At 65.7% G+C, this 24189-nt stretch carries 21 protein-coding genes and 1 pseudogene; 9 read left to right on the top strand and 13 right to left on the bottom strand.

The genetic code is table 11. From position 1 onward, the window contains the following. Window positions 1-23: 23 nt before the first annotated feature. A complete protein-coding gene (locus tag AC1DSA_RS10385; protein ID WP_477888752.1) occupies window positions 24-1148 on the bottom strand; it encodes an MFS transporter in 1125 nt (374 codons plus the stop codon). A 174-nt stretch (window positions 1149-1322) separates the two neighbouring features. On the opposite strand from AC1DSA_RS10385, the pseudogene AC1DSA_RS10390 reads away from it, so the two are divergent. Both AC1DSA_RS10390 and AC1DSA_RS10395 read left to right on the top strand, forming a co-directional pair. Beyond that, window positions 1323-2393, top strand: a pseudogene (locus tag AC1DSA_RS10390) (D-alanyl-D-alanine carboxypeptidase family protein); the annotation flags it as partial. Window positions 2394-2880: 487 nt separating this feature from the next. Then, window positions 2881-3330: a hypothetical protein gene (locus AC1DSA_RS10395; RefSeq protein WP_477888754.1), complete on the top strand. Its 450-nt coding sequence runs from the start codon at window positions 2881-2883 to the stop codon at window positions 3328-3330. A 5-nt stretch (window positions 3331-3335) separates the two neighbouring features. Here the strand turns inward: AC1DSA_RS10395 and AC1DSA_RS10400 are convergent, their stop codons facing one another. Genes AC1DSA_RS10400 through AC1DSA_RS10410 form a run of 3 tightly spaced genes read right to left on the bottom strand, consistent with a single transcriptional unit; the run spans window position 3336 to window position 6824 of the window. Further along, the gene (locus AC1DSA_RS10400) at window positions 3336-4790 is read right to left on the bottom strand and encodes a DegQ family serine endoprotease (RefSeq protein WP_477888756.1); all 1455 of its coding nucleotides are present in this window, start codon (window positions 4788-4790) and stop codon (window positions 3336-3338) included. A gap of 58 nt (window positions 4791-4848) precedes the next feature. Next, complete coding sequence (locus AC1DSA_RS10405) at window positions 4849-6168, bottom strand: ATP-binding protein (protein ID WP_477888758.1); 1320 nt, start codon at window positions 6166-6168, stop codon at window positions 4849-4851. Then, window positions 6165-6824 (bottom strand): response regulator, encoded by a 660-nt coding sequence (locus AC1DSA_RS10410; RefSeq protein ID WP_477888760.1) that lies wholly within the window; start codon window positions 6822-6824, stop codon window positions 6165-6167. The genes AC1DSA_RS10405 and AC1DSA_RS10410 overlap by 4 nt, the downstream gene beginning before the upstream one ends. 108 nt (window positions 6825-6932) lie before the next feature. On the opposite strand from AC1DSA_RS10410, the gene AC1DSA_RS10415 reads away from it, so the two are divergent. The 7 genes from AC1DSA_RS10415 (at window position 6933) to AC1DSA_RS10445 (ending at window position 14620) form a co-directional block, all read left to right on the top strand. After that, complete coding sequence (locus tag AC1DSA_RS10415; RefSeq protein WP_477888762.1) at window positions 6933-7745, top strand: hypothetical protein; 813 nt, start codon at window positions 6933-6935, stop codon at window positions 7743-7745. Window positions 7746-8038: 293 nt separating this feature from the next. Further along, window positions 8039-9070: a helix-turn-helix transcriptional regulator gene (locus tag AC1DSA_RS10420; RefSeq protein ID WP_477888764.1), complete on the top strand. Its 1032-nt coding sequence runs from the start codon at window positions 8039-8041 to the stop codon at window positions 9068-9070. Window positions 9071-9260: 190 nt separating this feature from the next. Next, window positions 9261-9425 (top strand): cupin domain-containing protein, encoded by a 165-nt coding sequence (locus AC1DSA_RS10425; protein ID WP_477888766.1) that lies wholly within the window; start codon window positions 9261-9263, stop codon window positions 9423-9425. Window positions 9426-9594: 169 nt separating this feature from the next. Next, on the top strand, window positions 9595-10215 hold the full coding sequence (locus tag AC1DSA_RS10430; protein ID WP_477888768.1) for a hypothetical protein: 621 nt from the start codon (window positions 9595-9597) through the stop codon (window positions 10213-10215). 238 nt (window positions 10216-10453) lie between these two features. Beyond that, window positions 10454-11347 carry a LuxR C-terminal-related transcriptional regulator gene (locus AC1DSA_RS10435; protein WP_477888770.1) on the top strand — a complete coding sequence of 298 codons (894 nt, stop codon included), beginning with the start codon at window positions 10454-10456 and terminating at the stop codon, window positions 11345-11347. A gap of 53 nt (window positions 11348-11400) precedes the next feature. Beyond that, window positions 11401-13794, top strand: a complete 2394-nt coding sequence (locus AC1DSA_RS10440; RefSeq protein ID WP_477888772.1) for a tetratricopeptide repeat protein — start codon at window positions 11401-11403, stop codon at window positions 13792-13794. A gap of 7 nt (window positions 13795-13801) precedes the next feature. Further along, window positions 13802-14620 (top strand): ExeA family protein, encoded by an 819-nt coding sequence (locus AC1DSA_RS10445; protein ID WP_477888774.1) that lies wholly within the window; start codon window positions 13802-13804, stop codon window positions 14618-14620. 24 nt (window positions 14621-14644) lie between these two features. Here AC1DSA_RS10445 and AC1DSA_RS10450 read toward each other — a convergent pair whose 3' ends face one another. The 9 genes from AC1DSA_RS10450 to AC1DSA_RS10490 all read right to left on the bottom strand — a co-directional run bounded on the left by AC1DSA_RS10450 (window position 14645) and on the right by AC1DSA_RS10490 (window position 24166). Then, window positions 14645-15196, bottom strand: coding sequence for a serine O-acetyltransferase (locus AC1DSA_RS10450; protein ID WP_477888776.1), 552 nt, complete (start codon window positions 15194-15196; stop codon window positions 14645-14647). After that, on the bottom strand, window positions 15180-16010 hold the full coding sequence (locus tag AC1DSA_RS10455) for a CpsD/CapB family tyrosine-protein kinase (RefSeq protein WP_477888778.1): 831 nt from the start codon (window positions 16008-16010) through the stop codon (window positions 15180-15182). The genes AC1DSA_RS10450 and AC1DSA_RS10455 overlap by 17 nt, the downstream gene beginning before the upstream one ends. A gap of 8 nt (window positions 16011-16018) precedes the next feature. Continuing rightward, window positions 16019-17605 (bottom strand): GumC family protein, encoded by a 1587-nt coding sequence (locus AC1DSA_RS10460; RefSeq protein WP_477888780.1) that lies wholly within the window; start codon window positions 17603-17605, stop codon window positions 16019-16021. A gap of 12 nt (window positions 17606-17617) precedes the next feature. Continuing rightward, a complete protein-coding gene (locus AC1DSA_RS10465; RefSeq protein WP_477888782.1) occupies window positions 17618-18775 on the bottom strand; it encodes a hypothetical protein in 1158 nt (385 codons plus the stop codon). Then, the gene (locus tag AC1DSA_RS10470; RefSeq protein WP_477888784.1) at window positions 18772-19335 is read right to left on the bottom strand and encodes a polysaccharide biosynthesis/export family protein; all 564 of its coding nucleotides are present in this window, start codon (window positions 19333-19335) and stop codon (window positions 18772-18774) included. The genes AC1DSA_RS10465 and AC1DSA_RS10470 overlap by 4 nt, the downstream gene beginning before the upstream one ends. 108 nt (window positions 19336-19443) lie before the next feature. Further along, complete coding sequence (locus AC1DSA_RS10475; protein ID WP_477888786.1) at window positions 19444-19980, bottom strand: hypothetical protein; 537 nt, start codon at window positions 19978-19980, stop codon at window positions 19444-19446. A 124-nt stretch (window positions 19981-20104) separates the two neighbouring features. Further along, on the bottom strand, window positions 20105-21541 hold the full coding sequence (locus tag AC1DSA_RS10480; RefSeq protein ID WP_477888788.1) for an undecaprenyl-phosphate glucose phosphotransferase: 1437 nt from the start codon (window positions 21539-21541) through the stop codon (window positions 20105-20107). Between the two features lie 229 nt (window positions 21542-21770). Continuing rightward, the gene (locus AC1DSA_RS10485) at window positions 21771-22967 is read right to left on the bottom strand and encodes a glycosyltransferase family 2 protein (protein WP_477888790.1); all 1197 of its coding nucleotides are present in this window, start codon (window positions 22965-22967) and stop codon (window positions 21771-21773) included. Beyond that, window positions 22964-24166 (bottom strand): glycosyltransferase family 4 protein, encoded by a 1203-nt coding sequence (locus tag AC1DSA_RS10490; protein WP_477888792.1) that lies wholly within the window; start codon window positions 24164-24166, stop codon window positions 22964-22966. The genes AC1DSA_RS10485 and AC1DSA_RS10490 overlap by 4 nt, the downstream gene beginning before the upstream one ends. Between the last annotated feature and the right edge of the window lie 23 nt (window positions 24167-24189).

Consider the following 24189-nt stretch of genomic DNA (forward strand, 5'->3'; position numbering starts at 1 on the left):
GGCGCGTGCGCAATGGGGACTGCCTAGTGCAGGCGCGGCCTGCGCGCGGCGTAGCCGCCACCCACGCCAAGAATCAGCGCGGCGGCCCAGAACAGCGGCTGCATCCCCAATGCGGTGCCGAAGCCACCGAAGGCGAGCGGCAGCACGGTCTGTCCCAGGCTGGTGATCGCCGCCCTCAGGCCCACTGCCTCGCCGGTGCGCTCGGGCGGCGCCACGACGTGCAGGAGGCTCATCACCACGGGCTGGCCGCAGCCGAGCACCACGCCGAGCACGAGCGCAAGCGGCAGCATCGAACCGACGCTGGTGCAGAAGGGGAACAGGAAGTAGCCCATCCCGGAAAGCGCGAGCGCGGCGCCCAACAGCTTCCATTCGGGCACCCGGCGCGAGATCCACGGCAAGGCCAGGCGCACCGTTGCGCTGCCTACGCCGAACGCCCCGGCCACCAGGCCGATGGCGGTGGCCGACAACCCGTTCTGCGCCCCGTGCAGGGGAACAAGGAAGGTGAACAGGTCCCAGCCGGAAGAGATGAGCGCGCTGACCACCAGCACCGCGCGCAGCCGTGGCAGCCGCAGCAGATCCCTGACGCCCTGAGTCTTCACCTGCGGAGCATCGGCGTGGTGCGTCATGGCAGGGGCGTCCAGCAACAGAGCGGAGGCGCCCAGCGGCAGGACCCCCAGCAGCACGAATGCCCACCGGAACCCCACTCCGTCAATGGCCGCGCCGGCGATCATGGGACCTGCCAATGCGGACAACGAAAAGCCCACTGCCATCAGGCCGAAAGCGCGGGTGCGGCCACCGGCACCCGCGAGGTGGCCGATGGCGTTGTTCACCGCGACGTGGGCGAGCATGAACGAAGTGCCGACCAGCACGCTGCACACGGCCAATCCGACAAGAGTCGGCAACAGCGCGGCAATGATCTGTCCCGTCACGATGCCGGCCAGCGCCAGCGCCGTTGGTTTCCGGTAGCCGCCACGGTCCACCCAGCGCCCCACCGGGACGGCAACGAAAGTCGGCACCAGCATGAGCAGGCTCATCAGCAGGCCCACCGTGAAGGGCGTCGCCTGCAGCTGCAGGGCCTGCAGCGCGATGGCGAGGCGGGCGCCGCCGAAGCTGGCATGGCCGACCGCCAGCAACAGGATCAGGCGCAATGGGGAACCGGTGGCAGGAATGGGCAGTGGACGCGGCAGCGCGCGTGCAAGGGACAATCCGTCGATGTTAGCGGCAGGCATGTACCATGGCCTGCGGACTACACAAGCTTCGTCCCTTTGCTCCGGCGAGTCCGCGCCTTCGTGGGTAGAGTTGCGCGGAAGGACACGCACCGCATGCGATCTTCCATCAAGAAAACTTTCAGCCTCGCGGCGCTCGCCGTCGCGCTCGTCGCCGCCGGCTCGCTGGCGCCCGTCATCTACCGGCACAGGCTCGCAGCCCCGCCGGAAACCACCGTGGCAGCGGTCCCTGCGCCGGCACCGGCGTCCCCGGCTGCGCCAGCGCCCGCACCTGCAAGTGGTGGTGTCGAGCCGGAGCCAGCCGCCCCGCCTGCTCCCCCGGGAGCCGAGGTGGTGCCGGCGGAAGAGTCGGAAACCGATCACGGTCCGGCGGCCGCCTCTCCCGCGGGTCCGACCCTGTCGTTCGCGAGGGCGGCCGGGCTGAACCGCACGCCGGATCCGCTCCGTCTGAACTCCAGCGCCGCATTGCTGGTCGACCAGAACACCGGTGAAGTGCTGGTGAAGAAGAACGACCAGGCCGTGCTGCCGATCGCCTCGCTCACCAAGATGATGACGGCCCTGCTCGTGGCGGAAGCCAGGCAGCCGATGGACGACGTGCTGACGATCACCGAGGAAGACGTGGACACCGAGCGCCACAGCCGCTCCCGGCTGAAGGTCGGCACCACGCTCACCCGCGAAGAAGCGCTGCACCTGGCGCTGATGTCCAGTGAGAATCGCGCGGCGCATGCACTGGGGCGCAGCTATCCCGGCGGCCTGCAGAAGCTGGTGGAGGCGATGAACGCCAGGGCCAAGGCACTGGGAATGCAGAACACGACGTACGTGGATCCCACTGGCCTGTCGAACCGCAACCAGTCCACCGCGCGCGACCTCGCCGTCCTGGTCGGCGCCGCCGCCAAGAATCCGGTGCTGGCCGATTTCTCCACCACGCCCACGCATCTGGCCACGCTGGGCAAACGCACGCTGCAGTACCGCAACTCGAACCGTCTCGTCCGCAGCGACAGTGGCCGATGGGAGATCGGCTTCCAGAAGACCGGCTACATCGTCGAAGCGGGGCGCTGCTTGACCATGCTGACCAAGCTCGGCGGGCACGACCTGATCATGGTGCTGCTCGATGCGGACAACAACAATGCCCGCCTCGCCGACGCCGAGCGCATGCGGCGGTGGGTGGTGGCGCAACGGGGTTTGCCCGACACTTTTGCCCGGGCCAAGCCGGCAGCGGCCGAACCGGAGCGCAAGCTCGCCGCGAAGAAAAGCGACAAGGCGGGCGCGAGGGGCGAGACGGTCGTAGCGAAAAAGGATCGCGCCAAGAAAGGCAAGGGCGGCGCCGCCAAGGAGGCGACCACCGCGGGGAAACGCAAGAACGCGGATCCCGAAGCGACGCGCGAGGCGAAGAAGAAGGACATCGACAACCCGGCCACCGGCTCCAAGCTGGCCGGCAAGAAGGCCAAGGGCAAGACGGCGGTTGCCGCGAAGAAAGACGACGAGGAACGCAAGCCCACTCGGGTACGCCATACCTTCGACGCGGCGAAACCCACCCAGCGAAGCTGAAGGAATTGCCTTAAACCTTTCAAGGGACTCCCCGCATGCGCCGGCGCCGGGGCCGGCTCGACACTGGCGTTGCTAGTGCGGCAGCCAGCCGCCAGGGGGAGCCCAGATGATTCCAGCCAAGACGCCGGCCGGCCTCCAGGTTCTGAAGGACCGGTCCGCCGCGGACCTGACCCCGCGCCAGCGCACGGCGCTGATCCTGATCGACGGAAAGCGCAGTCTCGCCGCGGTGCTTGCCGCGGGCGCGACACCCGAAGACATCGAACGGCTGTTCGATCTCGATTTGGTCACGCAATCGAGCTCGGACGCCGCCACCATCCCGGCACCGCTTGCAGCCATGCCGATGGCGAAGCCGGCCTCGCCGCAGCAGCGCTATGCCGTGGCGTATCCCATTGCATCGCGGCTCACCGCAGGACTGGGGTTGCGGGGCTTTCGCCTGAACCTGGCGGTCGAGGCGGCAGCCGGCTACGAGGACCTGGTGGCACTGTCCGCCAAGATCCGCGACGCCGTCGGCGCCGACAAGTTCGCGCCCCTCGCGCTGGCCCTGGGCCAGCGCTGAGTCTCTTAGCCGAGGCGGATCGGCACGAAGATCTTCTCGTCGCCGCGCTGGATCAGCAGCGCCACGGACTTCTGCGACTTGGCGACCGCCGCCCGGACCTGGTCCACCGTGGTCACGGGAGTGCCGTTGACGGCCAGCACGATGTCCCCCGCCTCCACGCCCGCCGCTTCGGCCGGCCCACCGACGTCCTCGACCAGCACACCGCTGCGCAAGCCCGTTTCCTTGCGTTCCTGGGCATCCAGGGAGCGCAGGGCCAGCCCGATCCGGCCGCCCTCGGCATTGGCACCCGGCGCGGCCGCCGCCACCTTGTCGCTGCTGCGGGTGAGTTCGGCGCTCAGCTTCAGGGACTTGCCCTGGCGCCACACGTCCAGAGCGAGTTTCTCGCCCGGTTGCGACAGGCCCACGATGGCCGGCAGGTCACCCGATGCCACGATGGTCTTGCCGTTGGCGGCGCGGATCACGTCGCCCGGCTGGAGCCCCGCGCGGTCGGCGGCACTGCCCTTCTCCACGTTCGCGACCAGCGCGCCTTCGGGCCGCTCCAGTCCGAAGGAGTCCGCCAGGGTCTGGTTCACTTCCTGCACGGACACACCCAGCTTGGCGTGCTCCACCTTGCCGTGCGCGACGATCTGGTCCTTGATCTTGGCGGCCAGGTCGATCGGGATGGCGAAGGACACGCCCTGGTAACCGCCGGACTGGCTGTAGATCTGCGAGTTGATGCCCACGACCTCCCCGCGCGCATTGAACAGCGGGCCGCCCGAGTTGCCCGGGTTCACCGCCACGTCGGTCTGTATGAACGGCACGGCGCTGTCGTCCGGCAGCGAACGGCCCTTGGCACTCACCACCCCCGCCGTCACCGTGTTTTCGAAGCCGAAGGGCGCGCCGATGGCCAGCACCCATTCGCCGACGCGCAGGCTCTCGCTCGTGCCCAGCGTGACCACCGGCAGGTTGCTGGCGTTGATCTTCAGCACGGCGACATCGGTCTTGGGATCGCTGCCCAGCACCTTCGCCTTGAACTCGCGGCGATCCGTGAGCTTGACCATCACCTCGGTGGCGTCCTTCACCACGTGCGCATTGGTGAGGATGATGCCGTCGGCCCCGACGATGAACCCGGAGCCCATCCCGCGGACGGGCACGTTGCGCTGGGGCGCGCCCCGGCGCTGGAACTGGCGGAAGAATTCGAGCGGATCGCTCATGTCGGGCGTCGCTTGCGCGCGGCCGACCACGCTGATGTTCACCACGGCCGGACCGTAGCGCTGCGTGATCAGCGGGAAGTCCGGCATCACGACGCTGCCACCGCCCGGTGCGGGCGACTGCACGGTGGCCGCGGGAATGGGAGGCAGGACCGCCGCGTGCGCCGGCGCCGGCGCCTGGTGCAGGACTTCGACGGCGGCTCCGCCCACGATGCCGGCGCCCAGCAAGGCAAGGACCAGGGGGGCGGACTTCAGGCTCAAGTTCTTCATGGAAGGCTTCCTCATGGGAGTGACCCCCCCAATCTGAGGCCGCAGCCTTAGAACAAGCTTAAGGTGCCCGATCCGACGAAGGAAAGCGCACCTCCACCCTCAGCCCACCGAGCGTGGCGGAGCGGCCGAGGTTGACCTGCGCGCCCAGGCGCTCGGCCACGGTCTTCACGATCGCCAGGCCCAAGCCGCTGCCCGGGGCGTCGGTGCCCGGAAGCCGATAGAAGCGGTCGAACACGCGATCACGTTCCGCTTCCGGAATGCCGGCACCGCTGTCCTCGACGGCCAGCCACGCCACATCCTTGTCGCGCCCCAGCGCAATGTCGATGCGCCCAGCGGCGGGCGTGTACTTGATCGCGTTGTCCAGCAGGTTGCGCAGGATGAGGTGCAGCGGTTCGCGGCTGCTGGTGACCTTCAACGGCTCGCTGGTCGCGAGCCCCAGGTCCAGGTGCTTGGCTTGCGCCGTGGGCAGGACCTCGGAGACCGCGTGTCGCGCGAGTTCCTCCAGATCGACCGTTTCCCGCACTGCCGAGGCCGGGTCTTCCTGCCGCGCGAGCGCCAGCAGTTGCTCCACCAGCGAGATGGAGCGTTCGATGCCCGCACGGAGTTCGTGCACGGCATGCTGCCGTTGCGTGTCGTCATGCGCGCGCTCCGCCGCCTGCAACTGCAGCTTCAGCGCGGTCAGCGGGGACCGGAGTTCGTGCGCTGCATCGGCAACGAAATGCTGCTGGGCCTCGAAGGTGCCGCGAACACGCGCGAACAGTGCATTGAGTTCCTGCACCAGCGGCCGCACTTCCTCGGGCACGCCGTTCGCACTGAGCGGCGACAGGTCGTGCGCCGCGCGCGTCGCCACCWGCTTGCGCATGCGGGTCAGCGGCGCGAGCGACCCGCCGATGACGGCGCCTACCGCCAGCATCAGCAGCGGCGCCAGCAGCAGCACGGGCATCACGGCATTGAGCGCGAGCACTCGTGCCCTCGCCTCGCGCGCATCGAGGTCCTGCGCGATCTGGATGGTGTGCTCCGGTGTCTGCAGCGTGTACACGCGCAGGCGCACGCCGTTCACGCGCGAGTCCGAGAAGCCCAACACCGCTTGGGAAGGAAGCTCGCGCCCATTGGAACGATACAGCGCCGTGCCGTCCGGGCCCCACACCTGCACGGAGTAGTCCGAAACGTCATCGCCGGGAGTGAACGGCACGCCGCCGTGCACCGATCGCGCCACCTCCTCGAGGTGGTAATCGAACATGCGGTCCGCTTCACCGAGAGCCGAGCGGTACGCGGTGCCGGCTTGCAACAGCGTGATGACGCCGATGGCGGCAAGCACCAGCGACAGCAACCGGCGGCGCAGCGACCAGGGTGTGGATCGCTCCTTCGCCTTGCTCATTCTCGGGGCACCACGTACCCGAGGCCGCGCACGGTATGGATGAAGTCCGCCCCCAGCTTCTTGCGAAGACCGTGCACGTAGACCTCCACCGCGTTGCTGCTGACCTCGTCCTTCCAGCTGTAGAGCTTCTGTTCGAGTTGCGCCTTCGAAAAGACCACCCCCGGACGTTGCAGCATCGGCTCGAGCAATGCCCATTCGCGCGGGGAAAGGCTCAGCGGTGCTCCCTGCATCGTGGCCTCCCTCGTCGCAGGGTTCAACTCCACCCCGCGGTGCTGGATCACGGGTTCGCCTCGCCCTGCACTCCGCCGCAACAGCGCCCGCACACGCGCCAGCAGTTCATCCGTGTCGTAGGGCTTCACGATGTAGTCGTCGGCCCCGGCGTCCAGGCCGGCAACCCGATCGCCGACGGCATCGCGGGCCGTCGCGATCAGGACCGGCACGACGTCCCTGCGCGCGCGCAGGCCGCGGAGCACGGTCAGGCCGTCAGCCTTGGGCAAGCCCAAGTCCAGCAGCACCAGATCGTAGCGCTCCGCAACCAGCGCCCCATCTGCGGCCGACCCATCGCGCACCCAATCGACCGCGTAATTCTCGGAACGCAGCACGTCGAGCACGGCCTTTCCGATCATGGCGTCGTCTTCCACCAGCAGGATTCTCATGACGCGGACAGCTTAACGCTGGAAAAGTCCCTGCACGAGCTTCGAACTCCACGCGCTCCTACAGGTCCATCAGTGGCCTCCTACAAGACCGTAAGCGATTCCACACTGATGCAGTTCACGAAAGCCTCCACCTTCCGCGCCTTCTCCCTCTTCGCCGTCTTCGGTGTGGTCGGGGGCCTGTCGAGCCAGATGGTTCCTTCGGTGCCGCCCACTGTTAGTGCTCGTGTCGATGCCGTTGCGGCAACTGCGAAGGCGACCACGGCAGCGGCCGCGGTGGCCGCCGTGGGAGCAGCCGGCAAGTCCGCGGTGCCTGCCATCCAGCTGGCGACACCGGTCGCTGTCGCTGCGCTGAAGTTCACTTCGGAAGAAGCGCTGCGCGCGAAGATCAAGTTCGAGACCGTTCGCTATGGCGGCAAGACGGTGCAGACCCTCGATGAATCTTCCCGCCTGCTGTTGGCCCAAGCGGCGGCGGAGCGCGCCGGCCTGCAAAAAGTCGGCCTGGGCTTCGAGGACGTCTATGGCCTGATCGATGCAGAGACGTCGTGGATTCCGCGGGAGGGCATGGGCAGGAATGGCGTGGCCAGCACCGGCCTTGCGCAATTCGAGCCTGGCACGGCACGAGGCCTGGGCCTGAAGGACCCCAACGACCCGGTGCAAGCCGTCTACGCGGCCGCCATCCACATGAAGCACGGGGCCGAGTGGGCCGAAGACAGGATCGCGCGCCTGCGGCTCACGCCGGAGGAGCGCGCCATGAAGATCCGTGAAGGCGTGTCGATCTTCTACAACCTGTCCATCAAGGGTCGCAATCGGTGGGATGGCGTGAACACGGCGCAGCTTCCCGTCGAAACGCAGCGGCACATCCGCAACGTGCGAGCCGGCGCGGAAAAGGCGTCCGACCTGGCAGATGACCTGCTGGGCTGAGGGGGATTCCGGCCACCCGCACGGGAGGAGGCGTCGCGAGGCGGGTCAGCTCATCATTCCGTAGCCGCCTCGTTCGCGACGCGATGGCTCCGCTGTTCGCCCGCGCCCTCGCCCACGGCTCAGGTTGGCAAAACCCCGACCGCGCGCATATGATCGGCACTGAAACGAACGGTTACCGGTCCCACCGTCCCCGTCGAACTTAGATTCTTGTAGTTACAAACTCGCCCTGCTCGGCAGGCATCGTTGGATACTCGCGGACTGCTCAGTCCATCACTTTCGGGAGAACTGGTCCCATGCTCGGTCCGTCGAAAGCAGATCACCAGCTTTCAGACATCCTGTGCAAGCTTCTCGAGGGTGCGAAGAACGCGCAGGGCCTGGGTACAGCCTTGGCGGCGCTGTGCGACTTCCTGGCCGCATCCGACGCCCAACTGCTGAAGAGCCTGCCGGCGGCCCAGTGCGACCTCGCCGCCGAATCCGTTCATGCCTTCGACGCCGGTACACCGCATCGCTGGCTTGCCCAGGTTCTGGCGACCACCAACACCGAGTACGGCGTGTGCGCCGTGCTGCGCAAGACCGCGAACCAGGTGGATGCCGTCGTGGTCGTCCGCAAAGGCTCCCCTTTCGACGTGGACGAGATGTCCTGGCTGCAGTTGCTGGTCCCGCATCTGCACGCTGCCGTCGACCTCGCGGAAAAGCTGATCGCACCGCTGCCCACGACGTCGGTCGCTGCGCAGCTCGCGAGGCTGTTCCCGACGCCTTGCCTTCTCACGGACGACGCCGCGCGCTGCATCGAGCGCAACGATGCCTTCGGCAAGGTGCTCGAAGCCTTGTCGGGGTCGGTGCGCAGCGGTCGGGTCGTTTTCGATGATCCCTTCCTCCAGGGCTCCTGGCGCCAGGCGCTCCTGGAAGGCCACGCGACGGCCGCCTCCCAGTCCTTGCTGGCCAACGCGCCGACCGGCAACCAATGGAAGGTGCACATCGTCCCGGTTGCTTCGGTGAACAGCCTGGCCGACGCGACGCCGCGGCACCTGATGTTTGCGTACTTCGAAAAATTCGCGGGCGCCGCGACGCAGACACGCACCTTGCCGTCCTCGCGGCCGCTCACCAAGGCGGAACTCGAGGTCCTGGCAAGCCTGCTCCTCGGCCAGACGGCCAAGGTCATCGCGCGGGGGCGCGGTGCTTCCGTCAACACCGTCCGCAGCCAGATCACCTCCATCCTGGGGAAAACCGGCCACCACACGCAGAAGGAGTTGATCGCCTCCTTCAGCGCCAGCGCGTTCGACGCCTCGGGACAGGACGACGGGGAGCTTCTTCGGTCGAGCTGACCACTTGGCGCAAAGCCGCAATGCATGGTGCATTTGCGCGATTCCACCCCTAGCAATCCGTTACCATTTCTGCCAGACTTGTTTCTCTCTTTTGGCAGATAGGACGTAGCGGATCATGTATGTGACACGCACCAAGATCCCTGCGGGATTCAGGCAGGCGCCTGGACGGCATGCAGAGGATCGCGTGGGCATGGTGCTCTCCGGGACGCTGTACGTTGGCTACGGCGACAAGTTCAACGAGCAGGTGGTCATGCCCATCCCTCCGGGCCGGACCTGGACCATTCCCGCGCGCAGACCTTATTTCCTCTGGGCCAAGGAAGGCGACGTGCTCCTGCAGGTGATGGGCAACGGCTGAACGCCGGAGCGGTCGAGCTCGGCAGCTCGACACACACCCCCCTTTTTGCTCCGGTCCAGAGGGAACGGATGACCGATTAGGTTCCTTGGAGCTATTGGTTTTGTTACGCGTCTGGATAGACTCCTTTTACGTTGAATCCCCTCCCTCAACACGTAAAGGTCGGCCCCACATGAACACTTCCCTATTCCGGTCCACAGCGATCGCGCTTGCCCTCGGGCTCGCCGGCGTGGCGCAGGCCGCGCCAATTTTCGTTGCCCCTAACCAGGGCGGAACCTTTGCTAGCACACCTACGACTTTCTCGGTGAGTGACACCACCCAACCTAACATCGGAACGGCATCGGTCACGGTTGGCACGAGCCCCAGCACTGCAGGCGAGTGGGTGTTTCTCGTAAACGACCCGAATCCGCAAGACGCGACCACCGTTGGAAACGCGATGGAAGCTGTGTTCACGGGCACCCCGAGTAACCTCGACACCAAACTCGTCGCGGATGCCACTCTCAGCGGCGGTACGACCTTTACTGTCGACCCCGCCGGCACGCAGACTTTTGACTATCTCGCGGTCCACTTCGGTGGAAGTGAGTTGTTCTTGCACTTCCTAACTGGCGTCCAAACCGCGACGATCACCCTCGCCAACAGCACCATTGGAGGCTTGAGCAACTTCCGCGCCTATTCCACCAACGTAGTGCCGCTTCCTGGTGCCGCTTGGCTGTTCTTGAGCGCCCTCGGCGTGTTCGGCCTGCGCCGCAAGTTCGCGGGCGGCAGCCAGGCTGGCACCCCGACCGCCGCCTGAGCGTCGCGACCGAAGAGGCCTGACAAGCGCAGTGCCGTGTGCCGCGAGGCGCACGGCACTGTCGCGTTGAAAGCCTCCAAAATGGGGGGTCTACGCCATTCGGCGGACCCTCCATCATGCAAACGAGTGATGACGCAATAGGCCGACTCCCTAAGAATCGCCTTCCTTCCTGTCCATTTGCCCGATCGTCGGAGCGAAATGGACAGTGAGAAGAAGTCTGATAACGAAGGGAGTTCCGATGTCCAGTGCCGCACTCGAAGATGGATCGATCGTCCGGGAGGCCGACTCGCTGCTGTCCCTGTTCCAGGGTGCCCTGGCGGCCCGCAGCCAGCTTGGCTGGTCGCGCTGGCTGCAGGTGGAGATGCACAAGTACCTGCCGCACGACGCAGTGATCGCCGCATGGGGCGATTTCAAGGCCGGTGTGCTCGCGTACGACGTGATCACCAGGAGTCCGGACCTGTCCGCGCATTCCATGCCCAAGAACGTCGTGATCCCGCTGATGGCCACGCTGTTCCAGAGGTGGCTGGCATCCGACCAGCAACCCCTGGTCATCGAGGGCAAGGACCTGCCCACGGGCTGCCCCACGCTCGCATCGCTCTCGCGTTGCGCGCTGGTGCACGGGATCAAGGACCATCGGAGCCGTTACGACTGCATTTACCTGTTCCTCGGCTCCGCGGAACTGGGCAGCCCGTTCTCGCGGCAGTTGTGCCGCGTGGCGCTCCCTTTCATCGACACCGGCTTCCGTCAGCTTCCCGATCGCGGCCAGAAGCATGTGGTGGAGGAACAGTCGGCGGAAGATGATGAATTCGCGAGCAGCAGCTTTGGCGATTGCCCTTTCACCGATGCGTCATCCAACAGCGGCTTTGCCGACACCGGCTTCGGCGAGAGCACCTGGGGCGATGCCGCAGCTGGGGAGCGCGGCAGCGCGCTGAGCGCGCGCGAACTCGAGATCATGCAGTGGGTCCGCATGGGGAAGACCAACTCCGAGATCGCCATGATCCTTCACCTGAGCACCTTCACGGTGAAGAACCACATGCGCCGCATCTACAAGAAGCTGGACGTGTTGAACCGCGCCCAGGCCGTGGGCAGTCTCGACCGGATGCAAGGGGCCTCCCAGTACGCGGCCCGCTAACCGCCGTTCGCGTCCCCTCCCGTCGATCGTCGGCCCGCGTTGCGGCACACAGGATGAAGTCCATGAACAGGAAGATTTGCGCGCTCCTTCTGCTGGCAGGAGCGCTGACCCTCGCGGGCTGCTCCACGCCCGAGGCGAAGGTGGCCAGTTTCAACAAGCGCGGTCACGAGCTGCTGCAAAAGGGGGAAGTAGCCAAGGCGCGGCTGGAATTCCAGAACGCGCTGCAGATCAATCCCTCCGCGGTGCCGGCGATCTACGGCCTTGCACTCGTGGCGGAGCGTTCGCAGGATTGGCAGGCTGCGTATGCCACGTGGTTGAAGGTGGTCGAGCTTGAACCCACCCACCTCGATGCGCATGTTCACCTGGGCAAACTGCAGCTGGCATCGGCCCAGTTGGACAAGGCGCTCGAAACGAGCGACACGACGCTCAAACTGAAGCCGGACAGCCCGGACGTCCTCGGGCTACGGGCCGCGGTGTTCCTGAAACTGAACGACCTCCCGGCAGCCATCAACCTTGCGAACCAGGCACTTGCCAAGGACCCACGCCACATCGAATCGCTGCTGGTTCTGGCATCGGAGCGGCTGCAAGCCGGTGACGCCGAGCGCTCCATTGCGTTCCTCGACAAAGCCCTGGAGAGCAACGAGCGCAACGTGTCGCTGCAGATCCTCAAGGTGCAGGCGCTGGAAAAACTTGACAAGGCGGACAAGGCCGAGGAAGTCCTGCGCAAGCTGGTCACCATGTTCCCCGAGAACGCGGACTATCGCTACTTGCTTGCTTCGTTCTACGTCAAACACAAGCAGCTGGACAAAGCCGAAGCTGAATATCGCACCGTGGTTGCGGCGCAGCCCAAAGCGGTCCAACCTGCATTGGAACTGGTGCGCTTCCTGGCCGGCACCAAGGGCATCGATTCGGCCGCGCTCGAGCTCGAGAAGTTTGTGAAGGCGGACCCGAGCGCGTACGACCTCAAGCTGCAGCTCGCAGGCGTGCGCCTGCAGCAGAAGAACGATGCGGCGGCGATCGCGCTCTGGAAGGAAGTCATCGCCGATGCCGGCGACAAGCCCGCGGGTGTGCGGGCGCGAGGCGCCTATGCGTCGTACCACCTTGGACGAAATGACAAGGCGGCCGCAAAGCCCCTGATCGACCAGATGCTGGCCCAGGATGCCCGGGACGAACAGGCGCTGCTGCTGCGCGCCGGTATCGCGATGAACGAACAAAGGCTGGACGACGCCGTCAACGACCTGCGCACCATCCTTCGGGACATTCCGGAATCGCCCCGCGCCCAATTGCTCCTCGCACGCACGCACGAGATGCAGGGCCTCCGTGACTTGGCAACGCAGCACTATGCCAATGCGGCCCAGATGGGAAAGTACGCCCTGCCCTTCGCGATGCCCTACGCGCAGTACCTGATGAAGACAGGCCGCGCTCGCGCGGTGGAAGGTGTGCTGCGCGAGGCGCTCAAGACGTCGCCCGGGAACCTTCCTGCGCTTCGCCTGCTTGCCCAGGCCTATCTCAACACAGGCAACATCGCCGGCGCTCAGACCGTGGCCGACGAAGTTGCGAAGAACGAGGCCGGATTGCCGGCCGCCAGCCAGATCCAGGGCGCCGTCCAGGCGGCCAGGAGGGACTACGTCAGCAGCATTGCCTCCTTCAAGCGGGCGTACGAGCTGGCGCCGACGGACTCACAGGCGATGGTCAACCTGGTGCAGAGCTATGTCCTGGCCAACAAGTCCAAGGAGGCCCTGGCGTTCCTGCAGTCAGTCCTTGCCGCCTCGCCCCAGAACTATGCGGCCCGCGTCATGCAGGCCCAGGTGCTCGCGCACACTGGCAATGCGGCGGCGGCACGCGACGCCCTGCAGACAGCCATCGACCAGAAGCCCTCGAGTCCGGCGGCCTACCAGGTGCTCGTGAACCAGCAGATCGCGGCGCGTAACGTGGATGAAGCGGCTCGCACCGTGGACCGCGGACTGAAGGCGATTCCATCGGACTTCGGGCTGAAGATGTCGCGCGCGAGCGTGCTGGAGCTCCAGGGCAAGCCGGACGAAGCGATCGCCGCCCTAGAGTCCCTGCTCGCCGAGCGCCCCACTGCCATCGTCGTGGCGAACAACCTGGCCTCGCTGCTCGCGGACAGCCGGAAGGACCCCGCCAGCATCAAGCGCGCCTACGAGCTCGCACAGAAGTTCCGCAACACCGAGATTCCCCAGATGAAGGACACGGTGGGATGGACGGCGCATCTCGCAGGCAAGACGCGGGAAGCGTCTGACTTTCTCAAGAGCGCCTCGACCGCGGCGCCGGACCTGGCGGTGGCGCATTACCATTACGGAATGAACCAGCTTGCCTTGAACAACACGAAGGACGCGAAGGTGGCACTGCAACGCTCCATCGAACTGTCCAAGACCTCGCCGTTCCCTCAGGTCGACGACGCCCGCAAGGCGCTGCAGGCACTGTAGGCCAAGGATGTACGAAGCCTATTACGGACTGAAGGAGAAACCCTTCTCGATCCAGCCGGACCCCGACTTTCTCTTCATGAGCAAGCGGCACAAGCTCGCGTTCACCATGCTGGAATACGGCATCCAGAACCGGGTCGGATTTTCGGTGATCTGCGGCGAGATCGGCTGCGGCAAGACGACGCTGGTCCGGCGCCTGCTCAATACCCTGGACGAGTCCATCACCGTCGGACTCGTCTACAACACGCACACCGAGATCGCGGACCTGCTTGAATGGATCATGCTGGCGTTCGGCCAGCCGTATAGCGGCATGTCGGCGGTCGAGCGCTACGACAAGTTCCAGCAATTCCTGCTCGCCGAATACGCCGCGCGCCGCCGGGTCGTCCTCATCGTCGATGAAGCGCAGAACCTCCACGCCGGCGCGCTGGAGTCGCTGCGCATGCTGTCGAACATCAACGCCGACAAGGACCAGCTCCTGCAGGTGATCCTGGTCGGACAACCGCAGTTGCAGGGGCTGCTGAAGCGGCCGGACCTCCACCAGTTCACGCAGCGGGTGGGCGTCGAGTTCTTCATTCCTCCCCTGGGAACCCGGGAGGTTTCGCAATACGTGCGCCATCGCCTGCAGGTGGCCGGCCGGGAAGAAGATCTCTTCTCGGCGGATGCGATCGCCAGGATCGCCGACGTGACCAAGGGCGTCCCGCGCAGCATCAACATCCTCTGCGACACCGCCCTCGTCTATGGTTTCTCGGCGGAAGCGCAGACCATCGAGGCTTCGCTGGTCGACGAGGTGCTGCAGGACCGCAGGGAATACGGGGTCCTCCAGGGGTGACCGCCGCGGGACGCGCTCCCTGACTCAGTCGGGACGCGTGTCGATGCAGATGGCCGGAACACCAACGGCCGTCGCACCCTCCGGCACGTTTTTCAGCACCACGGCGTTGGCTCCGATGATCGCGTGCGAGCCAATCCGCAGGGGGCCCAGGATCTTCGCCCCTGCCCCGACGTCGACGTGCCCTCCCAGCACCGGCGGCTCGCCTTCCGCACGCGTGCCAATGGTCACCTGCTGCAGGATCAGGCAATTCGGGCCGATCACCGCGCCGGGGTGAATCACGATGCCATTGGGATGCGGTATCAGCAGTCCGCCGCCGATCCGGGCATTCAGCGGAATCTCGGCCCCTGACACCGCACTCCAGAACCGGTGGCGCAGCATGGCCCAGCGTCGTGCCATCCAGCGCAAGGGTGTCCGGTCGTGCTCCAGCTTCTGGTAGTCGCGAATGGACGACAGAAGCCGCTTGCTGGGTGACCATTCACCCGGCCGGATGGCTTCCCTGGACCAGTCGGGAACTTCGCTGCTGACGACACGGACGGTGGCAGCGCCCGCCTGAACGCGTTCAGTAGTACTCGTCATCCCGGCCGACGCGGTCGGCAGCCTTGTTCACCACCACCCCGAGGAGGTTGGACCGCGCAAGGTGTCGCTGGCTCTCTTCCAGCTCGCGCTTCGTGCTGTTGCCGCTGCCCACGACCAGCAGAACGCAATCGATCTTGGGGAGGACGGCGATCACGTCGTCGACCGCCGTGATGGGCGGCAGGTCGAAGATGATGATGCGTTCCGGATAGTGGTCCCTCAGCCCGCTGATGATCTTCGACACCTTGTCCGATGCCAGCGTCTCGGCTGCACCCGCCACCTTGCGGTGGGTGGGAAGAACCAGGAACCTCGGGATGCCGACGTGCACGATGGCATCGCGGACGTCCGCCGTCCCCTCGAGCACTTCGCTCAGCGAGGTCTGGTGCGGCAGCCCCAGCGAGGCGCCCACCTGCGGCCGGCGCAGGTCGAAATCCACCAGGAGCGCGGTGCGCGAGGGGTGGTAGGCGATGCTGAGCGCCAGGTTGACGGCGACCACCGTCTTGCCCGATTGCATCGAGGGCGACGTGATGGCGAGCGTGCGCCACCCGTGCTCCTGCATCTTCTGCAGGACCTGGGTGCGAAGCAGGTCGAACTCCCGCCGGAACGGATTGGCCGGGTCCATTGCGACGATGCGGTTGCGCTCGAGGTGCGCTGGATCCAGCGGAAGCAGATCCACGGGCACACCCAGATCCGCGTGTTCGGGGTGAAGCGACGGAGAAGTGCGTTCGAAGGCCGGTTCCGCCGCAGGCAGCGAGGGCGCACCCGTGGTCGCTGCCTGCTGCCGCGCCCGTTCGATGGCAAGTTTGATGCGTTCCATGGTCCTTGTCAGCCCAGCCGAATGAGCGCCTTCATGAGAATCATGTCCAGCGGAAGCACCAGGAAGTGCACCGCCACCAGGATCAAGCCGATCAGCAGCACGGCGCCAAGGGCCATGAAGAGATAGGACCTCCTGCGCGAAGCGAGCTCTGCAGCCACAGGGATCAGGGGAATGGTCACGAGCGGCTTCTGGCCCAGGATCGCGCTGATCTGCCCCACGCCCCGCACCGTGCCGTGAAGTGTTTCCATGACGGAAACCAGGCCCACCGGCGTGACCATGGCGAGGATCACGCTGAACGCCAGCAGCTTGCGGCGATCGGGCTTCACCGGTCGATCCGGCAGCGTCGGCGGTTCGAGCACGGCGAAGCGCTCGGCCTTCTGGTCCTCTTCCAGGTTCTCGGCGACCTGGGCGGTCATCTTCTTCGCGACGATTTCCTCGTACTTCTTCTGCGCGTTCTGGTAATCGCGGGTCAAGCCCGCGAGGCCGCGTTCGATCTGGGGCGATTTCACCAGGGCCACGTCCATCTGTCCGAGCCGACCGCGCAGGTTGCTCCGTTGGGCGTCCATCACCTTCAGGCGGTCGCGCAACCCCGCGATGCGGCGGTCCATCCGGGCCAGGACGACATTGCCGGATGCGCCCGTGGAGCGCTTGGCCCCCGAACTGGGCGTGGGGGACGCTTCGGCGGCCGTGGCCTGTTCCAGGCCCTCGACCTTGCGCTTTGCGGCCTTCACGTCCGGGTGGTTTTCTGTGTAGAGGGCGCTCAGCCGCAAGACTTCCGCCCTGGCACGCTGGAGTTCGCCCAGGCTGGTCGTGCCGCCGGGGAGTTCCAACTGCCCGTTCGCGGCAGCCTCGCGCTCGGCTTCCAATCCCCGAAGCTCCTGCTCCGTCGATGCGTAATCGCGGTCGAGCTGGCGCAGGTCTCCTTCGAGGCGTTGCATTGCGGCCAGTCCGAAGGCGACGTTCTCCGGCAGGCCCTTACCGTGCTCCTGCTTGTAGTTGGCAATCTGCGATTCCAGCGCGTCCAGATCCTTCTTCAGCTTGTCCGCTTCCTGCGTAAGGAACTCGGTCGTCTGGGTCGCTCGCTGCGTGCGCTGCTTCACGTTCTCCTCGAGGAAGAGCGTGACCAGGTCGTTCGCCACCGCCTGGGCCACTTCGGGCTTCTTGTGCTCGAAGGACAGGCTGAACGCGATCGTGCCGGCGCCCCTGCGGTCAGAACGCAGGTTCGCGTTCACCAGGTCCACCGAGATCGTCTTGCGCATCTCGTCGATCTGGTCGGACGGCGTGAAGGTCGGTCCCGCATCCGCGAACAGGTTGTACTTCCGGATGATGCGCAGCAGGTTGTCGCGCGTCATCACGCGCTGCTTGATGACCTCGATCCGCTCGTCCGCGTAGGAAGTGACGGTGGCCTGGACGAGATCGGTCGGGATCTGCTGCGACTCGATGAGGATCGAACCGGTGGCGCGGTAGATCGACGGCAACAGGAGAGTCACCGCGACTCCGAGCACCAGCATGCCGAAGAAGCTTCCGATGATGAGCCAGGCCCTTCGCCTCAGGATGGCGATGTAGTCGGCAAGCGTTAATTGATAGTCGTCCATGGCAGTCGGAACTCAAAAATCGGGGACGCTGTAGACGAGCAGCAGCGCAAAGAGATTGCTGCGCGCCGTTCCTCCGACGACCTCCTGTTGACGTCGCGAGGCCCTCACGGACAGTTCCCATGCGGGGCTCAGTTGCCTCACGAGCGCGAGGTTGGCGATGGAACGCTTGCTGTTCGCTGCCAGCTCGTTGCTGTGGCCGAAGTCGAAATCCACGCGGGTCAAGGGACTGATCGCGTAGCGTGCACGCAGCCGGACTTCCTCGGTCACCAGCAAGGTGCCGAGCGACGAGTTCACGCCGGCATAGCGCGATACCTCAGCCGAAGCCAGCCAGCGGTCTCCGGCGTATTCAGCCCGCAATGTGCCCTGCCAATCGTTATCGGTGATGGGTTGGTCGAAGTGCATCCAGCCCACGTTGGCATCCACCCGCAGACCCTCCGTGACCAGTTGGTTCACACCGACGAGGAGGCCGGCGACGTTGGAACGGTCGCCGCCGACCGTTCCAAGCACTGCATCCTGTCTCGAGTCGGTCCGGTACAGCTGCGCATTCGCCACCCCGTACCAGCTGCGGAGTTCGCTCTCGCGGCGAGTGAGTCGCAGCGCCCCGGTCGTATGACGGGCATCGGCGATCGTATTGACGCTGTACCGCTCCCAATCCTGCCGAAGGTCTCCGGTGAAGGACATCCGGTCGCTCAGCTCCCGCGTCCAGGTGCCGCTGATGGCGTAAATCGTCCGGGACCCGTCGACACCGACCGGCACATGGTCCCGGATGTCCAGCGATCGCAGCGCCTGTCGCTCCGCCAGGAGGGCAAGCTGGGAGGTGTTGATGCCATCCGCATGCTTCCACGCGCCGCGCACCCGCGGATCAAGACGATCCTTTGCGATGTCCGAGTTGCTGCTCTTTTCGGCGGAGAGCGCGCCTTCGAGGCTGTATTCCTCGTTGCCCTGCACCTGGGTTGCCGTGACGCTGGGCCTCACCCGAAGCCAGGTGGTACTTGGATGGCTCCCGAGCGACATGTTCGGATTGGAGTCGTACTCGATCTCCATCGGTACCGTCACCGAGTATATTCTCGGCGTCTGGGCCGCCACGCCGGTGACGCCCGCGACACCCGCGGCGAAAAGAAGAGCGTTGGCGAGCCGGTTCGGAATCAATGCACTCCGCCGCACGGTCAAGGCACCATGATCGTGTCGCCAGGCTTCACGACGACGTTCGAGTCGAGCGCTTCGCCACGGAGCAGTTCGCTGTAACGCACGCGGATGGTCTGGGAGCGCCCGTCACTGGGTGACTTGCGCACGACCATGATCGCGTCACCATTGGCGAAGCGATCGAGGCCCCCGACCTGGCTGAGGATCTGCAGCACCGTCGTGTCCGGGCTGGTCAAGGCGACCTGTCCCGGCTTGAGGACTTTCCCGATCACGAAGACGCTGTTGCCTTCCGTGCCCGTGACGACCACGCTGACCACGGCATCCGGGATGTAGGGCTTGAGGCCGTCGACGATCCGCTTTTCGACCTGGGCGGTGGACAGCCCAACGACGAGGATGCGGCCAACCAGCGGGAAACTGATGCTTCCATCCGGGAGAACCCTGGCCTCGCGGTCGAGCGCCTCATCCTTCCAGACAGAAATCTGCAGTCGATCGCCGTGCTTCAACAAGTAGTTGTCGTTCGTTGTCTGTGCGGAGGCACTCGCGATGGCGAGGACCATGACCAGGAACGACACGAAACGAGAAATCATGGGTGAATCCAATAGGAAAAGCCTGATGGGCCCAGCGGGAAACTGCCACGCCCTTCCACAACGGCCACGCTGGGCAGGTATCCCAAAGCGTACCTGCTTTTTGCGCGCTCAGCCCTTGCGGCGGCTCGAAATTGCCAGGAACGCCAGCAACGCGGAACCAAAAAGCCACATGGCGCCGGGCAACGGCACGGCGGCGATGTTCGTGGAGATGTTCATCTGCCCAGCCAACGTGTTGATCTGCAGCACGTACTGGCCCGCGGTGAGCAGGTAGGAGAAGTACGGGATCAGGTTGTTGCCCGGAACGTCCTGCTGCGACCAGTTGGTCAGGAACCCGCCGACAGAGCTGGTCGTGGTCGACGGATCGACGTCCGTCCAGAGCGCATAGGCGGCGTTCGTACCGATCGGCTCGGTGGAAAACGTGGTGAACTTGGTCGGCGTGGTCCAGGATGGATCGACGATGAGCTGGTAGAAGCTCGTGGTGGCGGTTGCTCCACCATTGGTCGCGATGTTGTAGACCAGCGCGCCTTCCGGGTTGGTCAGCGTGATGGTCTGCTCGATCGGAACCGGCGCGGTGTGGCCGGCGCCTGCAAAAGCCAGTGCTGCTACAACTCCAACGGCAGCCAGGCCTGTTTTCTTGATGATCATTCACTGCTCTCCACAGGGAGGTGCGGGGGACTCTCAGATTAAGTTCTGAAGAGCCCCATCACAATGGGCCGTTGGTGCCAATAAGCCCACCGGAGCCGGGTGAAAACGGCCCGGCCTGTGCCCGTCAGTAGGCGTTCTTTCCGGTCAGCGCCCGCGTCGTGCGCACGAGGATGGAAAGGTCCAGCCAGAGGGACCAGTTGTTGATGTATTCGATGTCGCTTTCGACGCGCAGCATCATCTTTTCCAATTCCTTCGTTTCGCCCCGGTGCCCACGCACCTGCGCCAGGCCGGTGATGCCCGGCTTGATGTTGTGTCGCGCGAAGTAATGGATGATGTGCTGCGCATACTCGAGGTCGTGCTGCACCGCGTGGGGGCGCGGCCCGACCAGCGACATCTCGCCGCGGATCACGTTGAAGATCTGCGGCAGCTCGTCCAGGCTCGACCGGCGAAGGAAGGCGCCCACGCGGGTCACCCTGGGATCGTTCTTCTGCGCCTGGACGACGATCCCGTTCTCGTCGTGCACGTACATGCTTCGGAACTTCCAGATGTGGAAGCGCTTGCCACCCCAGCCGAGCCTCACCTGCCGGAAGAAGACCGGTCCGGGACTGTCCAGCTTGACCGCCACGGCGATGGCCAGCATGACGGGGGTGAGCAGCACCAGCAGCACCATCGACAGGCAGAAGTCCTCCATCATCTTCAGCAGGCGCCGGGTCCCGATCAACGGAGTTTCGGACAGGGTGAGAACGGGGACGCCGGCGATTTCAGTCACCGCGTGGTTCACCAGTCGCAGGGAGAAGATGTCCGGAACCCAATGGACGGCGACATGCTTGTCCAGCAACCGGAAATACAGGCTCTCCACGATGTCGGATGCGTTCAGCGGGATCGCGAAATAGACGGTCTTCACGTTGTGGAGCGTGATCAGCTCGATCAACTGGTCGAGGCGGCCCAGGCACGGTGCCGTCTTGCCGAAAGCGGCGGACGGCTCGTGGTTCGCAGCTTCATCCTCCGGCAGCGTGACGAAGCCCACCACGCGCTGGCCCAGCCATTCATTGGCGCCAATACGCTGGTTCAGGTACATGGCCAAGCGTCCGCTACCTACAATGATGGCGCCGTGCGTCTCCGCGGAGTGCCTGAGCACCTCCTTGAACAGGGTGCGCACGATCAGGTGCAACAACACCTGCGCGAAATAGCCGAACACGAACAGCTGCCCCAACAGGAGCCGGGAGAAGCTCTCCGCCTGCTTGGTCAGGAACCCGAGGGCGATGAGGATGAAGAAGGCAAGGGACCATGCCTGGAGGATGTCCATCGCCTTGCGGGTCAGGTTGGTGTTCTTCCGGTAGATGGCGAACACGTCGTACAGCAGGCCCAGCGTACAAAGCAGCAGGAACACGAACACCGTGTACTGCGCGGTGAGTGCGCCGATGTGGCCAATGATCAGCACGTAGCAGAGGCTCACGACGGCCACACCGTCAAGGCCGGCCTGCACGTCCGCCATGCTGCTGCGCCGCTGCATGACGGCGGACTTGCCAAAGACTTGCTGTTCCATCGTGAGGCGCGTCATCGCGGCGTCGACGTTTCGAGACCGGTTGCCTGCAGCAGAGAGCGCATGGAGCCGCCACGGAATGGCGAGAGGAGCACGCCATGCACGCCCACCCGCACGAAGGTCCATCGATGCCCTTGTACCGGTCCTGGCGACAGGCGACCGGCCAACACCCACGACAACTTATTCATCCACTGCACGATAGCGGACGAGGGTCCCGTTACACAACGGCACAAAGGAGCCAATCGGGCTAAGGCTGGCGGCTCGTGCGCACCCATTCCTTCTGCCGCTTCAGGAGGAAGCTGGCGTAGACGGGCACCTTTTTCAACACATACAGCGGCGCCGACAGGAGCTCCGCCAGGCTGATCCACCTGCGGCCGACGCTCCTCCAGGCGAGGAGGACTGCCGAGGCAAAGCCGATGGCGGAACAGAGGGCTGCCACGGTCATCACCTGGCCGAAGATCCCCCTGCCCGCGAGCCAGCCGCCCAGGGCACACGAAACCATCACGAGGAGCGCCAGGAGCGCAAGCGGCGGAATGCACATGTCCAGCGCAAGCGCCACCGCCCCGTGCTGCCCGGAACGCAGCCCGTGCCAGAGCGTCGCGGGGGCCGCTGAAAAGATCATCGAGAGGTGACCGTGTTCCCAGCGCTTTCGCTGTGAATCCAGACCGGCCCCATCCTCCGGGAACCAGCTGTCGACCCGCGCGTCCGGACAGAATTGCGGCGCAAGCCCAGCCTCGGCCAGCCTGGCGCCCAGCTGCATGTCTTCCACCAGATGCCCACTGGCGAGGCTGACATCCTCGAGGCAGAACCAGGGCAAGGCCATTCCCGTCCCCATCAGCTGGCATGGCAGTCCCAGCCGGTGGAGCCCCGAGGGACGCAGCTCGTTGTGCAGGGCCCATGCGAATGCCGCCATCCGGATGCGCAGGGGAGCGTCAGGGCGGGCCAGCATGAGGTACAGGGCCTGCATGGGCCGACGCAGTGCCGCGGCACGTGCTGCCAAGACGCCGAGCGCTCCCGGTGCAGGTATGCAGTCCGCATCCACGATCAGCACGACGTCCGGCGGCGCCGGCCGCAGGTGCTCCACGCCGAACGCGAGCGCATGCCCTTTCCCGCGCACGAGGGGGTCATTTCGCTCGATGACGTCGGCGCCCGCGGCGCGCGCCACGTCGCGCGTCGCGTCGGTGCAGTTGTCCGCGATCACGACCAGGCGGGCGTGCGCCGAGATCTGTTGCAGGACGGCCCGGACGGTATCGGCAATGCCCGCCTCCTCGTTGTGGGCCGGCATCAACACCGCGTAGCCGGGCATCCGCATGTCACCCTGGGGGGCGCTCGGCGGTGGCCGGTACCCGGCAAGGACCTCGATGAGGAGGAAAAGCACAAGGGCCAGGACCACGCAGATCCACACGCCGGCCACGACGGCCACGACGGCGACGAGCGTGCTCATGCCGCCCTTCCGAACAGCTGCATCAGCTTCCGGGCGGCCTCCGAGGGCGAATGTCTTCGCGCAACGCGCTGGCGGGCGCTCTCTCCCATCGCCTGCAGCCGGGCAGGCTCGGCCTGGAGCAATTCGGTCCAGGCCTCCACGAGTGCCTGGCAGTCGCCGGCGGACACCAGCCAGCCCTCCCGACCCTCGCGGACCAGTTCCGGGATGCCTGCGATGCGCGTGCTGATGACGGGCCGTCCCAGTGCCATCGCCTCCATGATGACCACCGGCAGGCCCTCCGCAAAACTGGGGAGAATCAGGGCCCGCGCCTCCAGCAGCAGGGAACGCACTTCGGCCGCGCTGACCCAGCCCGTGATCCGCACCCTTGAACCGAGCCCGTAGGCCTCGACGAGCCGCTCGAGTTCAGGACGCATCTCCCCATCGCCGGCCAGCACGAGCTCGATGTCGTGCCCGCGCTCGACCATCTCGCGCGCAGCGGCGAGCAGCAGCAACTGCCCCTTCTGTTCACACAAGCGGCCTACGCACACCACCTTGCGCGACGCCGTCACCGGGGGCGCCGCCTCCTGCGTGAAGCTTTCATCGACGCTGCAGCGCACTACCTTGACCTTGTTCCACTGCCCATGGCCGATCCAGCGGTACAGCTGGCTGCGTCCGAACGAGCTGACGGCGGCGACGAACTCCGCGCGCTCGATCTTCTCCTTCAGGTGCAGCCCGGCAGGCATGTCGAATTCCTCGGGGCCGTGCACGGTGAAGGAGTATCTGGGTCCGCCCAGGGCCGCGCACAGCATGGCCACCTCCGTGGAGTTCGTGCCGAAGTGCGCATGGACATGGTCGACGCGCTCCTTGCGCGCCAACTCACGCAGCCGGCAGGCCTGGCCCAGGTACGCAAGGTGAACCGGCAACGGGCGGCTGGACATGCGCGCCATCCTTGCCGCCAACCAGCTCGCCCGCACGAAGCGAACGGGTGAGGACACCAAGGTCCTCAGCAGCGAAGCCAACAGGGGCCCCATGCCACCCTGGAGCAGGTACTGCGTCTTTTCCCGTTCCGCGAGGTCGGCCGGATCCACCAGGGTGGCGTCCCAACCGCGCGACGCGACGCGAAGCACGGACGCACCCAGGCTTTCCAGCGCCAGGATTTCCCGGCGGATGAAACTGTGGCTGACCATCGGATACTGGTTCACGAGGTACGCGATGCGCATTGCTCTATTTGTACCCGACAGTG

It is taken from the genome of Ramlibacter sp. P4_H7 (assembly GCF_056400765.1).

What these genes read in the sequence shown, in the direction of transcription:
- AC1DSA_RS10430 (WP_477888768.1), top strand. Translation starts at nt 9,595, where the DNA reads ATGAACACTTCCCTATTCCGGTCCACAGCGATCGCGCTTGCCCTCGGG.
- AC1DSA_RS10455 (WP_477888778.1), bottom strand. Translation starts at nt 16,010, where the DNA reads ATGGAACGCATCAAACTTGCCATCGAACGGGCGCGGCAGCAGGCAGCG.
- AC1DSA_RS10395 (WP_477888754.1), top strand. Translation starts at nt 2,881, where the DNA reads ATGATTCCAGCCAAGACGCCGGCCGGCCTCCAGGTTCTGAAGGACCGG.
- AC1DSA_RS10440 (WP_477888772.1), top strand. Translation starts at nt 11,401, where the DNA reads ATGAAGTCCATGAACAGGAAGATTTGCGCGCTCCTTCTGCTGGCAGGA.
- AC1DSA_RS10445 (WP_477888774.1), top strand. Translation starts at nt 13,802, where the DNA reads ATGTACGAAGCCTATTACGGACTGAAGGAGAAACCCTTCTCGATCCAG.
- AC1DSA_RS10450 (WP_477888776.1), bottom strand. Translation starts at nt 15,196, where the DNA reads ATGACGAGTACTACTGAACGCGTTCAGGCGGGCGCTGCCACCGTCCGT.
- AC1DSA_RS10400 (WP_477888756.1), bottom strand. Translation starts at nt 4,790, where the DNA reads ATGAAGAACTTGAGCCTGAAGTCCGCCCCCCTGGTCCTTGCCTTGCTG.
- AC1DSA_RS10425 (WP_477888766.1), top strand. Translation starts at nt 9,261, where the DNA reads ATGGTGCTCTCCGGGACGCTGTACGTTGGCTACGGCGACAAGTTCAAC.
- AC1DSA_RS10475 (WP_477888786.1), bottom strand. Translation starts at nt 19,980, where the DNA reads ATGATCATCAAGAAAACAGGCCTGGCTGCCGTTGGAGTTGTAGCAGCA.
- AC1DSA_RS10435 (WP_477888770.1), top strand. Translation starts at nt 10,454, where the DNA reads ATGTCCAGTGCCGCACTCGAAGATGGATCGATCGTCCGGGAGGCCGAC.
- AC1DSA_RS10470 (WP_477888784.1), bottom strand. Translation starts at nt 19,335, where the DNA reads ATGATTTCTCGTTTCGTGTCGTTCCTGGTCATGGTCCTCGCCATCGCG.
- AC1DSA_RS10490 (WP_477888792.1), bottom strand. Translation starts at nt 24,166, where the DNA reads ATGCGCATCGCGTACCTCGTGAACCAGTATCCGATGGTCAGCCACAGT.
- AC1DSA_RS10485 (WP_477888790.1), bottom strand. Translation starts at nt 22,967, where the DNA reads ATGAGCACGCTCGTCGCCGTCGTGGCCGTCGTGGCCGGCGTGTGGATC.
- AC1DSA_RS10480 (WP_477888788.1), bottom strand. Translation starts at nt 21,541, where the DNA reads ATGACGCGCCTCACGATGGAACAGCAAGTCTTTGGCAAGTCCGCCGTC.
- AC1DSA_RS10410 (WP_477888760.1), bottom strand. Translation starts at nt 6,824, where the DNA reads ATGAGAATCCTGCTGGTGGAAGACGACGCCATGATCGGAAAGGCCGTG.
- AC1DSA_RS10460 (WP_477888780.1), bottom strand. Translation starts at nt 17,605, where the DNA reads ATGGACGACTATCAATTAACGCTTGCCGACTACATCGCCATCCTGAGG.
- AC1DSA_RS10415 (WP_477888762.1), top strand. Translation starts at nt 6,933, where the DNA reads ATGCAGTTCACGAAAGCCTCCACCTTCCGCGCCTTCTCCCTCTTCGCC.
- AC1DSA_RS10420 (WP_477888764.1), top strand. Translation starts at nt 8,039, where the DNA reads ATGCTCGGTCCGTCGAAAGCAGATCACCAGCTTTCAGACATCCTGTGC.